A 13,167-nucleotide genomic window follows, 5' to 3' on the forward strand; every position below is an offset into this window, starting at 1 on the left:
TAGATACCTTCGGTTCATTATTTTTTTATTACAATCTATATTTTTCAAGCATTTCCATTATTACGTATCCTAAAGCTTGACCCAACAAAGGCGGAACTGCATTTCCAACCTGTGTATATTGTGGTACTTCAAATTGTCTCATTTGCCCCCCTGTCGTAACTTTAGAACGGAAAACAAAATGATCTGGGAAAGACTGAATACGTGCCATTTCACGAACTGTTAAAGTCCTCAATTCGTCATGATGATAATGACAGGCATCATCTGGAATAGACAACGCTGCTGGCGCAGGCTGATCTGAAACTAAAGCTTTTTGGGTTTGCTTTTTTGTTTGATGAGCATTGAAATAAGAAATAAGCTCATCAATAGAAAAAAATCTTGCATATTTATTTAGATCAATAAGGTAATCATAGCTCAGTAACTTCTGAGCAGCAGAAACTGAAACAATATTAATTTTTCCTTTCAATAAATCCAAGGCTTCTTTCTTGGTTTGGTTATCCAACAATTGAAGAATCTGGTAAATCCTAAAACGCCTTTGAACATGGATACCATTATTTCTCAGGTCATGATTCATAAGGTTTTTGCTTCCCCTATGATCTTGCATAAGCGAAGTATTAATTAATTCTATATATTGAGATTTTACTGAACCTTCTTCGCGTAGATCATCAATGGCATCCTTAACTGTAAATTCCTTATCTTTATATTTGACTAAAGGGCTTAAAAAGGTATTCCTAAATAGATCCTGATGTTCATCATAAGTGACATCAAAATATGGTAATGCCCCATACTCAACATCGATGCCTTTCTTTAAATCATTCACAAGGCTTATTGATTGTTTATATAACTTTTTTTCAGTTTCATTCAGTTTTATATAAATATTATCAAATACATCGTGTCGAACCCCTAGGAATATAAAACGTGGGCGGTTCTGGGCAACACCAGCATACTTGGCATTGATATGAAGACATAAAGGAATATAGTTTATTTGCGCAAATGCTTTTGCGACTTCAAACCAAGCATAGAACTTCTTACCATCAACATCAAAAGCTCTCAAGATACCAGTAACGTTTTCCAGTAAAGCAATTTTAGGTTGGGTTGTTTTCACAAATTTTGCGAACTCCCACGGTAAGGTATTGCGGTTATTATTAAATTGTCTCAATCCCGCCATACTAAAGCTTTGGCATGGTGGGCCTCCAGACACTAAGTCCAGTCCACCTTCACTCCCATAAGCATTTCTTAATTCAATAACCTGCTTCGGATTTCTATCTAACCATTGATTTAATTGAACTATATTACCGACGACCAATTTTCCGTTTAATTCAGTATTTTCTGAAAAATCTGATTTATTTTCACTCAGCTCAGGGAATTTTCTAGGATCCTCTCTTAAACGAGCTTTTCTATTTTCCTTTGCATAATTACTGCTCAACCACATCACACGACTTTCTGGACATGATTCCTCTAAGTTTTCATTAAAGAAATTGTAGGCAAAAGTTTCTGCTGCCATAGGTGATAGCTCATTTGCCATCACTAATTTAAAGCCAGCGGATTCAAGACCTAATGATAATCCACCACAGCCTGCAAACAATTCAATATGGTTCAACTTAGGATATTCCTTTTAAAAGCATTAAAAAAATCACAAACATTGTAATCAGAAAAAAAATAAAAGTCCAGGCAGCATACGACATGAAATGTCGTTTTAAATTCTTGCTAAGTTGATCTTTTTATTAAGCTATGGAAATATAAGACTATAGGCTTCTGAGATAAGCTTTCAGCCCGCATTCTGTAAAGACCCCTTTTGGTCATCTCATTGAAAATATACCAGTCCTTTTTGTTTGTATCTGGTGCTTAGTTGCGGGGTAAGCATTCATACGCACAAAAAGTAATTTTCAATGAGCCAAGAAAAACTCCCACTAAAACGTTCGATAACCCGTTTAAAAGATGATGCTAAAAAGCTAAAGAAAGAGAAAAATATTCAACTTTCCCAAGCACAAGACCTTATTGCCCAAGCAGAAGGTTACAGCAATTGGCAAGAATTAGTACAAGCTACTTCTATATCTAATCAGAAAGAAAAGAAGCAACCACCACTACCAAGGTTTTCGAATAATGACGCTGGCGTTGTATTACACAATAGACAAATTTTAGCCAAACTTGGTATTGATTATTCACTCCTTGCAATTACTGCAACTGGTCTAGTCAAATCGATTATGGATGCAGTTTCAACACTACGAGAATATTTTGTTTTAAATGGATACCATAATTATCAAATCCAAGAACAAGGCATTATTGAACGGAAGCCTGCAAAACTTGTTACGTCTACAGCAATTATAGATACTCAAGTTAGTCTATACCGCCCTAGAACAAAATTAGGTGACCCTCGTATTTGGGTTTATAAACTCAATAAACATGCTGAACCAAATGATACTTTAGCTTTAGTTCTAGTAAATGATTTACTGTACGTTTTTAATATTTCTAAAATAAATTTGGAAAATTATGAAAACTTACTGGCTACATTTGTATCAGAAAAAGAATCTGTAGCCATAGAACTTCTAGAAAAACTTAAGTCATTAGCAAGAAAAGGTCCACTAAAGGCAGTTAAGGCAGGCGATACAGCTATTGGCATGACCATTGAGCACGCTTTAGGTATTGAAGCTAATTCATTAAAAACACCTGACTATAAAGGAATTGAGCTTAAGTCCGCTAGGGAAAAAGCCAAGGCTCAGAAAAACCGTTCAACTATTTTCGCTCAAGTTGCAGATTGGAAACTTAGCCCTCTTAAAAATAGTGGGGAAATTGTTGATAAGTATGGTTATATGCGTAATACTGACTTAAAGCTATATTGTACAATAAATACCAAATCTCCTAACTCACAAGGGCTTCAATTCGAATATAGAGCAAATGAAGACTTATTAGTGGAGAAGCACACTACTGATGGTGATATTGCCTATTGGCAAGGAGCTACTTTACGTGCACGCTTACTAGAAAAACATAAAGAAACTTTTTGGATTCAAGCAGAATCTATTTTCATAGATGGCCATGAATATTTCATTTTGAAGTCAATCATACATACTAAGAACCCTTTGATTGGGCAATTTATGCAATTACTAGATGAAGGTATTATTACAATGGATCATTTGATCAAGCGAAAAAATAAAACTGGAGCTGCCGCGGAGAAAGGCCCTTTATTTAAAATTAATCCTAAAAATTTAATGCTACTTTTCCCTGAACAAAAAGTATATATCCTAGAATAATCTTTGGAACATGATTGAAATGCAAAGTGCTATAGTCCAAATCCTTATCGCATTATTTGGTTTTAGTTTATTTGGAACTGGACTTAAATATATTTTCTCACCTCATTATAGATTTCAACTGAATAAGAAAAAATTTGAAGAAAAACAGATCGGTATTGAAAATCTACATGAAATATATCAAAGCCAAATTGATTCAGAAAAAAAATTACCCCCTTTTGTTTTAGATGCTCAAGTAAATGCTTGCCTAGGCACAGACAAGTATGACCACCGGTTAATTTTCTTACTCATAAAAGGTAATTTTGCTGACATAGAGCAAGCTGCTAAATCAATTCTTGATGCTTGGCCACTTTTAGATATTACATATCAAGAAAATAATATAAAAATTACACAACCGTTTGAATTAAAAAATATAAAAAACACAAGAAATAATATTCTTTATATCTATTTATTACTTAGCATTTTTTTAATATCTTTGATTTGGACATATAAATGGTACGGCAGCTATATAATAGCTATTTCTATTTGTACAATTTTATTGATGATTGCATGCATACGGATAGGGAGCCGCCTAACTACTATTTTATCTGTTGATAGAATTTTACATAAGGAATAGTGATAAGAATATTTACTGATTTTAATCCGAATATAATCAATATAAAAATAAGGGAGCTTTCGCCCCCATGCTTATCGACTTCGTATCTTAGCTTCGATCCATTGATGGACTTCCAATGCCACCCACCCAATACGAGATTCACTCAACCGTACTGGTTTTGGAAAACTTGGATCATAGTACTTCGAATCAATGTTGATCATTTCATAGATCTTTGCCCGACTGATACTTGTAAATTGAATCACTTCTTTAATATTGATAATCTGATTCATCTGAAAAGTTTGACCTGTGAACGCATTCATGATGTTTACTCCTAATCATTGATGCGAGCGGCAATTCGCTCAAATCATAGCGCCCTCTGTAAAAATTAACTTTTGGATGTAATCAGTTCACTGCCTTCACATTATTTTGCAATCCATGCTGCATGTCCTGAACATATGACAGGTCATGCGCTTGTTCATTTTTTCCTTTATTCTCTTGCTGAAAATTGGCCTCCTCATTAAAAAACTCTTCCACAATATCCACACATTCCTCCCCATTCACCTCAAACTGTGCATTGCTATAACCATGGCGAGCCATTTGATCTAAAGCAGCTTGATTAAAACCTGACAGCTTACTTTTCTGATCAATTTCTTTGGCCGTGTGAATGGCTTCCTGTAAATGAACACCATCCCGCAAAGTTAAATCCACGTAATACACAGGGGTTCTATAACTTTGTGTGGTTGATTTACCTCTAAGTGTTAGCTGTAACGGCAAACATGAAAGCAAGCCATTCGATGACGCGTGGTAGTAAGACAATCGAGCAGCCAAAGTTCGAATACTGTTAAAACCTGTGGTTCTAAAAATAAAGGTGCCGAGTTCATCTGACTCATCCAAATTCACATAGAGCCGCCCATAAGGCTTACAGAGTCCACCTTGCGCCAATGTGCATAAATCAGGGGATGGACAGGGATGTTGCTCAACCCCTTGATTGGTCAGCCGTTGGCAAGTTTCACCATTACCCACACAGACAGGACGGCCTGTTTGTCGATCAAATAAACTGTACTCTGCTCGAAGGTTAAGTTCAGGATCATTGAAGATCATCCGTACGGGAATACTTCTAAGTTTTTGATTGGGTGCTTTGGCTCGAAGCTGCTCATCCAGTGGATGTTTCACCCAGCCCTCTTTATTTTGGATTTGAGAGGTCAAGGTAAATTGATCATCTTTTTCAGGGACGCGTTTACCATTTTTCTCGACCATCTTGCCGATACTGATCCGTCCGAGTATGGGCGGTGTAATTGCTAAACCTTTGATCATGTTGATTTCCTCTTTTTGTGTAAATTGAATACGTATAAAAAAGCCCATGCCGTGAACATGGGCTGATATGAGCTTGCTTATTGATATTTCACTTGATGCTTGTATGGATAAAAATAGACTTATGCACCATTGGCATAAATCTGAAAACGCCGTGTCCCTTGCTTGGCTTGTGGAAATTGATTGAGATACTCAGGATGTGATTTGAGTAACGCTTTACTGTCTAAACTGACCGTGTCTTTAGCCTTTTTCCACGTCACCGAACCTGTTTTAAAGGTGGCGCGTTCAGCCTCTTGCATCTTGGCCTGAAGCTGATGTTTAAGTAAGTCAAATTGCTCTTGGTGTTTTTCAACTTGATTGCGTACTTGAATCAGTTGCTCAAATTGTTGATTGGCTTGCTCATCTTCAGATAAGTTTGTGGTACTGAGTGGTACATGCTCTGGATACAACAGTTGTAGTGCTTTGGCTGCCGATTCACTGGCATCCGCATCAGGTGGGGTATCCTTTTCTACACAGTCCCAGAAGTAGCGTTCCGCATTAACGATGTGTTGTATCACGGATTCAGAACGGGTGACTTTAAAAATACGAGTTTCATGTCCACACAGCAATACACAGATATGAGCTGCTTTCTTGCCTGTCACTGCCAATTGATGTTGCACCTGACACAGCACATATAAAGGCACACCATCTCGCCAGAGCTTGGCGCCATACTCCCCTGCGGTTTTACACTCCAGTATTTGTACATCGGCATCTCCAACAACTGAGTAATCCAAGTTGGCTAACATAAAATGCTTATCTGGATCACGGTGTTGTAATACGGCATTGACTCGACGGACTTTATGCTGGGTATGCATGCTGTAGTATTCCGCAACGAGTGGCTCTAGCCTTTTACCCCAATACAAGGGTGCATGGCCTTCGCTTTCATCTTCAATGTTTTGCTGGATACGACCTGTTTTGATCATCCACAGTTCCAACATCGACATATAAGGATTGAGTCCACAAGCAGCAGCACAGTCACTGCTGCCAATGCCCTTGCGTCTGACTTCTAGCCATTCGGCCTGAGTCATATTTTTAGTCTCTACGAAACGTTTTGCAGTAAACAGTTTTGGGCGATTGGTATGGATATTCAGTGTTGCGTTGTTTGGTTGAATTACGGCTGAGTTCATAGTAATTTCCTGTCATTGTTGAATTTTGGGCATAAAAAAAGCCATGTCCGTAGACACAGCTTTGAATAAAAAGAGTTAAGTTAGTTATTAGGTTGAGCGTTTAAGTATTGCGATGAGTCTGCTTAGGCTAATCAATAGATGCTTTGAAATTAGGCCAACATGCGTAAAGCTTGTTCGAGCCCACGTTGTTTGAGACCCGCTCCTGCCCCAAACCATGCAGAATCAAGACGGTGATCTTGACTCATGGCACGACGTTCGTGATCAGCAAACTCTGTGATTGAGCACAGCAAACCATACGCGGTGTCTTTGGCTGAACTCAGCTCTGCTCCCCGACCCTGCCCGTTAAACATAGTCATGACTTTAGACATGGCACGTCCATTCGGCTCAGTTTTGTTTTCGGCTTTCGTGGCTTGCGTAGCGACATTACGGTAAAACTGAATAATGCCATCCTCCTGTTCAATTGGACTCAGGCTAGTGTTGTTAAACACCCCATCAAAATAGGCTGCCGCTTCAGTTTGTGTGACTTTACGCTGACTCAGTTGTTTCATTTCATACATGTGATCCTCCCATGTACGGACTGAAATACCCAGTTGCTGCTTAATTTTTTGTGCATCAAACTTGGTACTGTGTGGGACTTTCACTACACCTGCACTTGAGTTTTGACCCTTTAAGGCAATCGCTAAAGTGTTGTTACACACTACACGAATACTGGTGAATTGTGCCGTGGTCGCTAAGGTGCCATCACATGCAGTCGCTAAGAGGATGTAACCATTACTGACATCTTTACCCTTGAGTGCCGAGGTCTGCCCTGTTCGCGCCAAAGCCCAGAATTTTTTACCGCCTTTGAGCACGCCTGCGGTTTCCAATTCAAAGCCTGATTGTTCCGTCAGATCTCGGTAAAACTCTAAGATCTGCGTGGGTTGCACTTCCTGATAACGCTGACTGACTACCGATAAAGGAGCATGAGTATCAGAGCGATATAACACCCGTTGTTCTTCATAAGGCATGATGATGCTTTGTCCACGATCATTTTTAGCCATATAGCTGACATCAGAGGATTCAATCCGCCAGTCCATACCCGCTTGTTGTGCCCAGACTTCAATCGGTTGGTTTTGCATAAGCTGGTTGCCTAAGCCGTGCCAAGGAGTTTCACCGACATAAGCCATTTGTTCAATTTGATGTGCCATGATGTTAATTCCTATAAAAAGTTGAATTGCTGTAAAAGGTCATTTGATAAATTGATTTAAAAATTAGTTACGGATGCTTGGACTAAAATCGCGGTCACAGTCATTGCAGTAATAATGTCGGGTATAAACAGGATGCGAGCTGTTTTGAAATTCATCCTCCGTCACCAGCATCCAAATGCCACCGATCAGGACACCCACCAAGGCGCCTGCAATCGGGGGGATGTTTAAACTTTTCGAAACACTGATACCTAAAGTTGCCAATGCCAGAGGTGACATCACATTGTTTTGCGCTGAAGGTGAATGACTGTTGCTAACTAAATGTTGTGGGGATTCCAGCAGTACCGTGTCTCGGGACTGACAATAAGGACATGGCAGACTCATCTGAATAATTCCTGTAATAAAAAATGAGTGAAATAAAAAAGCCTGCTTTGGGGGAAAACAGGCAAAACGTGAATCGGGTTATTACATAGGGCTGTTTTGAAAGAGCCACATGCTTCTCATTCAGATGATATGTATCTGTATTTTTTTAGAATGTGATTTGAATCGATGTTTTTTTAGATCAATTTTAACGACTGGATACAGGGATCAATTGACCTGATTTTTATCAGCGATTATGATGCAAGGACTGGCCTACATTGCCAGTCGGTTTTGACAGACCGTTTCATACAGCGCATCAGAGTTTATTCTTCTGAGTATTCTCTACGTGCGTAAAACCTTCTCGTCCCCCTTTGCGGTAGAACGGGAGGGGGACGCGTCCGCGCGTGCTGGTTCTGTATGTCCAGTCTGTCAACCCCTTTTCGTTCTGCCACCATAATCAATTGACAGTGATTCGGTAGAACTTCTATACATACAGGAGTCATCTATGACGCTATTCAATTTGTGTGCTTCCCCTGCACTCGCCTCATTTATACCTACTTCCCGACTTCGGCATTTCATCCCGATTCCAACATTTTATTTAACTTCTGTGCACTGATTCATTTCACCGCACTGTTCAACCACTGAGTTTTTAATTCAGGGGCTGCTTTGTGCTGGAACAACATGATGAAATTGATCGCACAGCTCATTTTAATTGTCGTCGTGGTGGCGATGCTAGGCCCCTTTGTTTTTGTGCTTGGCGGACTATGGCTGCTGATTTATCTGGCAGGCTGGCATAAATAAACCCATCCGTATGACTTTAGAACAATAGATAACAATGATTTGGAACAGAAATGAAATATCAAACTTGGTTTGGGCTAACAACTATTGTCCTGAGTAGCACCCTGCTGACTGCCTGTGACAGCAAAGTCAAACGTGACTTTAAAGCAGGCTGTCAGGCGGGTGGTTTAGACCGCTCTACTTGCGGCTGTATTTACGACAAAGTCGAAGCGCATTACTCGCCTGAATTCATGGAAAAAATGGCGGATGTCACGGTTCGAGAAACCATGCAGCCACCAGAAGATTTCAATGTGGTGATGGCACACGCTGTTCAGCAATGCCAGTCATAAATTCAAGCATCTGGGGAAACACATGAAAAACTATTTAATTATCGGCTATGTGCTGATCGCACTGATTTGCTCAGTATATTTCAAGAATTGCAGCAGTACCGCACATTACAGCTATGCCTACAACCTTGGTAAAGCCGTGGTTTGGCCTGTGACCATTTTTAAGAACTAAACTATAGGAATAACAAAATGAAAAAAATGATCTTGGCCTGTGGCCTCAGTCTAATCTGTACTTCACTGTTTGCACAATCCAATTCAGCAACTGTGATTGTTAAAAAGATCGAAGGTTTTAGTGAATCAGGTGATGCCTTTAGTTTTAAAACCACCACTGGCAAACGCTACCAAGTTTATAACGCAGGTGGTGCCAGTCCAATTCAGGGTGAAGAACTGATTGCTAATTCCATCAAAAGCAAGAAAGCCATTTGCCTACGTTTAGATGCAGACAAAACTGAACCGCGTCTGGTGCAATCGGTTCAAAAAGGCAAATGTAAATAACCAATAACAAACAACAACGACTTTATTCATAGATGAAATAAGCATTTTAGGAACTCAGCCATGAAACTGATTCATCCGATTCTTTTATCCAGTGTACTAATACTGGGCTTAACCGCATGTAGTCCAGCCAAAGAATCTCAAGCCACAGTAGAACCCAAAGCAACAGCAGATCAAAATACAGCCTCTAGCGCGAATACCACTTCTGATCAGTCTCAGACGAGCAATCAATCCGAGGATGATTTTGTCGTTGATAAATCATTTTTAGAAAATGGTGCTGATGCTGAGCAAATGACGGAATTGTCACAGGAACCACCCTTACAGGAACAGTTTGAAGTCCGTGTTCGCCGTGATGAATCACAATATTCCATGACAGGTTATGTCGATAAACTCAATATCATGTCACTAAATGATGATCCAACCAGCCTGACCAACGTATCAATCAATCGTGGTAATTGTAGAACCAAAGGGTTTTATGATTATCAAAATATGCGCTATGGCTCAGTAGCGCAGGTGTATCTCGGTTGTGCTGCTGAAAATGTGCGTGAGGTAACCGTCACCACCAACAGCGGATTGACCTATACCTATAATTTTTAGTCATTAAAAACGATGAAAATTGATTCTGTCTATTTGTCTTAGGGAATATTTTTATTCCCTTAATTAGCTAATCATTCACTTACGATGACGGATATTTTTCACATATAAGCTATCTACCATATCATTAGGTGCTAAAGCTAATGTGCAATTTGCCATTGTAGCTATAGTATTATCTGTTAAACGAAAATCATCTGGAAGAAACCCATAATTGAGTTGAAGATTATTTTCGATTATCTCAAATAACGCTCTAAAATAATCAGCTTTTGATGATGTCTGGCTTTTTGTTGCACTTTCAGTGACAGAGTCAATTGCTGATAGCTCTGCATGATCAGCATCTTCAGCCAAGGTTCTTATAATTTGATCCAATCTAGGCCAATACTTCAAATCAAATTGCCCTTGAAGACCTTTCAATTTATCTCTTAAACCATACTGAAAAAACGAATTGTCATTAGATGCATCATAAATAACATTGGCAATATGACAATAAGTTGCTGAACTAAAAGATGATGTATTCTCTAATTCAGACCTCAATGCTAACAAATCAGCCAGTTCATTTGCCTTGATTGAGATTTGTTTATTAACATTCTCTAATTTACGACGATCTTCTCTTGCTTCCTTAACCTCTTCTGGATTCCATTGTGAAGCAGCGTCAATAAACAAGTTTAATGCTATCTCAAGTAATGTATGATCATTCTTGAATTTTACATATAATTCTGAATAAGCATCTTTCAATTCATCTCTGCGATACAACAACCGATCAATAATTTTAATATCACTGCCAAGAATATCTTGTTCAATATAATGTTGCTTTTGGTTAAGTAAAATAGCTTCACAAATTTTTACAGCTATTGACTCTAAGTGTTCAGTCATGACGAAATCTCTTCAGTAAACTAGATTCATAATGTAACAAGCCAATACCCAAATGTCGGTATCTGAATAATCAATAAATTATGGTCTTCCAGATACCTGTTCAAAACAATTATCGCATCATCTTTTTATTCGATTAAATACTTAACCTAAACTATCCATTGATAATAAGATTGATGGTCTTGCTATCCCTTTCCATCATCAAATTGGATTCAATCCTATCCGCTGACAATCAAAGGTCTTTCTACGATGCCTTGTCACTCTTAAGTAATGATTTCTAGCATGGTTGTTTAAACGGGTTTTTACAACTTGCAAAGCACGTTGAATCTGCTTGTCATCCAAACAATTTATTGCGATACCTTTTAAATCATGCTCTTCAAATGAAACGGCTCCATAACCATTGGTTACATCCAACCATTGCTCACCGATTCTGCGGGCATGATCCGTTAGAGTGACAGCTTGTGCCTGTCCAGCATAGATACAGAATAACTGAACATAGTAGCCCTGCTCTGGATCATGTTTAATCTGCCAAATCACCGAATGAATGGAACGAAACAGCTCAGTATCTCTGGATCGAATTAACTTTAGGAAAGCACTGAGGTAAAGATCAAGATCATATAAGCGAATCACAGATAAAGCTTCTGGATGAATACCCAAGCAAATCGGGAAGATTGTCAATTGATCCTGCTGCTGCATAGATTCTAATAGAAAGCGTTCAGCCTTTTTCACCTCGGTCTTATGCTGCTTCTGATCGGCTTGATAATCCGCTTCAATCAACCCAGTTTGATCTTGTACGTATTTGATAAAACCTTCCACCACATGATCAGGTAAGTCTTGAATAGAATCATAGAACTTAAACGCATTGGCTTTAAAGATGATCTGCTCAAGTAACTTAAACACAATAATGGCTGCGATGTAATTATTTCCGTCCACAAAGAAACGTCTGGATTTCTTAATCAATGGAATGATCTGCTGTTTGAATTGTTCAACACTGATTTGATTGGCTAAGATTGCTTGAATAAAGTTTTCAATTTCACAAAATGTTTGAGATTCGTTGTAAGTCATCATGGTAAAACACATCCTAAGCTATTTATTTCATAGACTTAGGAGTGCCGTAACTTTTTAATGGTGATCTAACCTAGAACCCACATTGCTGTAAGGTTTGTGCGACACCTCTACGCCAATGCACTTCAAATTGACCTGTTCCAAAGCTACGCATATACGGGATCTTTGCTCGTAAATGCTGTGCATACTTTTCAGGATTGACCAGATACATAGCAGCAGTCAAAGCATTACTTACTTCTTGAGGATTACCACATCGAATAGGCCCTACCCCTAAGCGATTATTCCGCATAAACTTCTGCTTATGCTCCGTAGTATTACAATTAAAGTGCATGCCAATATTGCCCGTAATACTGTTCCACATTTGCCAAACCTGATCAGCGAGATACCAGTCATTCTGACGTTTAGATGGATCATAGATCAGCAATAAATGGCAATGATAGCCTTTATCTACCCCCTGCTCTAATGCCCATGCATAGCCCCGTAAACCCATGAAACAGCCATCTTGATTGGTGATACGATTTCTTAAAATATCCATATGCTGTTGAACATCTTGAATACCTACATAAACCTGTTGTTCTTCGAGATAACCCAAATCGACACGTACAAATAACAGCTCAGAATAATGGGTAATGAGTTTAGTCAGATACTGATACAGTGAATTGCGATTCTGCTGTTCTTGCTGAATGAAACGATTCAACTCATTCCAATAATCATTTTGATATTGATAGAGTACAAAGCATAGGGTTTGAAATTGCTGAGTATTGAAATTTAAAATGTGTGATATAGGTTGACCATTTAGAAAATTATCAATCCAGTACTTACACTGAATAAAATATTGGATAGATACTGTGTATTGAAGCTGTGCTGAATAGAAGTGTTGAAAGGCTTCATATAATGTACTGAGTGATTGCTTGAATTGTTGTTCACTCATCTGTTCAAAGCAAACGCTATACACAAAGTCTTCTATTGCAGTACAAAGACTAGATTCATTCCAGATAACTGTAGTCAAATTCATGTTGTGATACTCATCATGTTAGGATTCATATCACACGCATGTCTGTAATCTTTTAATTGTTCACCCATATATATGAGTAAAGAATTAATCAATAACAAAATAAGATATTGATAATTATATAATTAATAATAGATATAATAATTTTAATA

Annotated in this window: 15 protein-coding genes; 6 read left to right on the plus strand and 9 right to left on the minus strand. The window is 38.5% G+C overall.

Annotated features, from left to right (window positions below; all coding sequences use genetic code 11):
* Positions 1–28 precede the first annotated feature (28 nt).
* Complete coding sequence (locus GTU69_RS11840) at positions 29–1,597, minus strand: DNA cytosine methyltransferase (RefSeq protein WP_166170724.1); 1,569 nt, start codon at positions 1,595–1,597, stop codon at positions 29–31.
* Positions 1,598–1,886: 289 nt separating this feature from the next.
* On the opposite strand from GTU69_RS11840, the gene GTU69_RS11845 reads away from it, so the two are divergent.
* The gene (locus tag GTU69_RS11845) at positions 1,887–3,245 is read left to right on the plus strand and encodes an MvaI/BcnI family restriction endonuclease (RefSeq protein ID WP_166170726.1); all 1,359 of its coding nucleotides are present in this window, start codon (positions 1,887–1,889) and stop codon (positions 3,243–3,245) included.
* A 10-nt stretch (positions 3,246–3,255) separates the two neighbouring features.
* On the plus strand, positions 3,256–3,858 hold the full coding sequence (locus GTU69_RS11850; RefSeq protein ID WP_166170728.1) for a hypothetical protein: 603 nt from the start codon (positions 3,256–3,258) through the stop codon (positions 3,856–3,858).
* A 71-nt stretch (positions 3,859–3,929) separates the two neighbouring features.
* Here GTU69_RS11850 and GTU69_RS11855 read toward each other — a convergent pair whose 3' ends face one another.
* The 5 genes from GTU69_RS11855 to GTU69_RS11875 all read right to left on the minus strand — a co-directional run bounded on the left by GTU69_RS11855 (position 3,930) and on the right by GTU69_RS11875 (position 7,882).
* Complete coding sequence (locus tag GTU69_RS11855) at positions 3,930–4,157, minus strand: AlpA family phage regulatory protein (RefSeq protein WP_166170730.1); 228 nt, start codon at positions 4,155–4,157, stop codon at positions 3,930–3,932.
* An 82-nt stretch (positions 4,158–4,239) separates the two neighbouring features.
* The gene (locus tag GTU69_RS11860; RefSeq protein WP_166170732.1) at positions 4,240–5,151 is read right to left on the minus strand and encodes a hydrolase or metal-binding protein; all 912 of its coding nucleotides are present in this window, start codon (positions 5,149–5,151) and stop codon (positions 4,240–4,242) included.
* A 119-nt stretch (positions 5,152–5,270) separates the two neighbouring features.
* Positions 5,271–6,314 (minus strand): lambda-exonuclease family protein, encoded by a 1,044-nt coding sequence (locus tag GTU69_RS11865; protein ID WP_166170733.1) that lies wholly within the window; start codon positions 6,312–6,314, stop codon positions 5,271–5,273.
* Positions 6,315–6,463: 149 nt separating this feature from the next.
* Positions 6,464–7,501 (minus strand): DUF932 domain-containing protein, encoded by a 1,038-nt coding sequence (locus GTU69_RS11870; protein ID WP_166170734.1) that lies wholly within the window; start codon positions 7,499–7,501, stop codon positions 6,464–6,466.
* 63 nt (positions 7,502–7,564) lie between these two features.
* Positions 7,565–7,882 carry a hypothetical protein gene (locus GTU69_RS11875; RefSeq protein WP_166170735.1) on the minus strand — a complete coding sequence of 106 codons (318 nt, stop codon included), beginning with the start codon at positions 7,880–7,882 and terminating at the stop codon, positions 7,565–7,567.
* An 827-nt stretch (positions 7,883–8,709) separates the two neighbouring features.
* Between GTU69_RS11875 and GTU69_RS11880 the strand changes: the two genes are divergently transcribed.
* Genes GTU69_RS11880 through GTU69_RS11895 form a run of 4 tightly spaced genes read left to right on the plus strand, consistent with a single transcriptional unit; the run spans position 8,710 to position 10,071 of the window.
* Positions 8,710–8,985: a hypothetical protein gene (locus tag GTU69_RS11880; protein ID WP_166170737.1), complete on the plus strand. Its 276-nt coding sequence runs from the start codon at positions 8,710–8,712 to the stop codon at positions 8,983–8,985.
* A gap of 22 nt (positions 8,986–9,007) precedes the next feature.
* Positions 9,008–9,154 carry a hypothetical protein gene (locus GTU69_RS11885; RefSeq protein ID WP_004984451.1) on the plus strand — a complete coding sequence of 49 codons (147 nt, stop codon included), beginning with the start codon at positions 9,008–9,010 and terminating at the stop codon, positions 9,152–9,154.
* A 17-nt stretch (positions 9,155–9,171) separates the two neighbouring features.
* Complete coding sequence (locus GTU69_RS11890) at positions 9,172–9,477, plus strand: hypothetical protein (protein WP_166170738.1); 306 nt, start codon at positions 9,172–9,174, stop codon at positions 9,475–9,477.
* 60 nt (positions 9,478–9,537) lie between these two features.
* Positions 9,538–10,071: a hypothetical protein gene (locus GTU69_RS11895; RefSeq protein ID WP_166170740.1), complete on the plus strand. Its 534-nt coding sequence runs from the start codon at positions 9,538–9,540 to the stop codon at positions 10,069–10,071.
* Between the two features lie 75 nt (positions 10,072–10,146).
* On the opposite strand, the gene GTU69_RS11900 is transcribed toward GTU69_RS11895, so the two are convergent.
* The 3 genes from GTU69_RS11900 to GTU69_RS11910 form a co-directional block, all read right to left on the minus strand.
* Positions 10,147–10,941: a hypothetical protein gene (locus tag GTU69_RS11900; protein ID WP_166170742.1), complete on the minus strand. Its 795-nt coding sequence runs from the start codon at positions 10,939–10,941 to the stop codon at positions 10,147–10,149.
* Positions 10,942–11,139: 198 nt separating this feature from the next.
* Positions 11,140–12,006 carry a hypothetical protein gene (locus GTU69_RS11905; protein ID WP_166170744.1) on the minus strand — a complete coding sequence of 289 codons (867 nt, stop codon included), beginning with the start codon at positions 12,004–12,006 and terminating at the stop codon, positions 11,140–11,142.
* Between the two features lie 70 nt (positions 12,007–12,076).
* Entirely contained in the window at positions 12,077–13,018 is a 942-nt protein-coding gene (locus tag GTU69_RS11910) for an inovirus-type Gp2 protein (protein ID WP_166170746.1), read from the minus strand.
* Positions 13,019–13,167: the final 149 nt, after the last annotated feature.

Origin of the sequence: Acinetobacter sp. SA01 (assembly GCF_011319235.1) — a bacterium.
Lineage (GTDB): Bacteria > Pseudomonadota > Gammaproteobacteria > Pseudomonadales > Moraxellaceae > Acinetobacter.

What these genes read in the sequence shown, in the direction of transcription:
- GTU69_RS11845 (WP_166170726.1), top strand. Translation starts at nt 1,887, where the DNA reads ATGAGCCAAGAAAAACTCCCACTAAAACGTTCGATAACCCGTTTAAAA.
- GTU69_RS11850 (WP_166170728.1), top strand. Translation starts at nt 3,256, where the DNA reads ATGATTGAAATGCAAAGTGCTATAGTCCAAATCCTTATCGCATTATTT.
- GTU69_RS11855 (WP_166170730.1), bottom strand. Translation starts at nt 4,157, where the DNA reads ATGAATGCGTTCACAGGTCAAACTTTTCAGATGAATCAGATTATCAAT.
- GTU69_RS11860 (WP_166170732.1), bottom strand. Translation starts at nt 5,151, where the DNA reads ATGATCAAAGGTTTAGCAATTACACCGCCCATACTCGGACGGATCAGT.
- GTU69_RS11865 (WP_166170733.1), bottom strand. Translation starts at nt 6,314, where the DNA reads ATGAACTCAGCCGTAATTCAACCAAACAACGCAACACTGAATATCCAT.
- GTU69_RS11870 (WP_166170734.1), bottom strand. Translation starts at nt 7,501, where the DNA reads ATGGCACATCAAATTGAACAAATGGCTTATGTCGGTGAAACTCCTTGG.
- GTU69_RS11875 (WP_166170735.1), bottom strand. Translation starts at nt 7,882, where the DNA reads ATGAGTCTGCCATGTCCTTATTGTCAGTCCCGAGACACGGTACTGCTG.
- GTU69_RS11880 (WP_166170737.1), top strand. Translation starts at nt 8,710, where the DNA reads ATGAAATATCAAACTTGGTTTGGGCTAACAACTATTGTCCTGAGTAGC.
- GTU69_RS11885 (WP_004984451.1), top strand. Translation starts at nt 9,008, where the DNA reads ATGAAAAACTATTTAATTATCGGCTATGTGCTGATCGCACTGATTTGC.
- GTU69_RS11890 (WP_166170738.1), top strand. Translation starts at nt 9,172, where the DNA reads ATGAAAAAAATGATCTTGGCCTGTGGCCTCAGTCTAATCTGTACTTCA.
- GTU69_RS11895 (WP_166170740.1), top strand. Translation starts at nt 9,538, where the DNA reads ATGAAACTGATTCATCCGATTCTTTTATCCAGTGTACTAATACTGGGC.
- GTU69_RS11900 (WP_166170742.1), bottom strand. Translation starts at nt 10,941, where the DNA reads ATGACTGAACACTTAGAGTCAATAGCTGTAAAAATTTGTGAAGCTATT.
- GTU69_RS11905 (WP_166170744.1), bottom strand. Translation starts at nt 12,006, where the DNA reads ATGATGACTTACAACGAATCTCAAACATTTTGTGAAATTGAAAACTTT.
- GTU69_RS11910 (WP_166170746.1), bottom strand. Translation starts at nt 13,018, where the DNA reads ATGAATTTGACTACAGTTATCTGGAATGAATCTAGTCTTTGTACTGCA.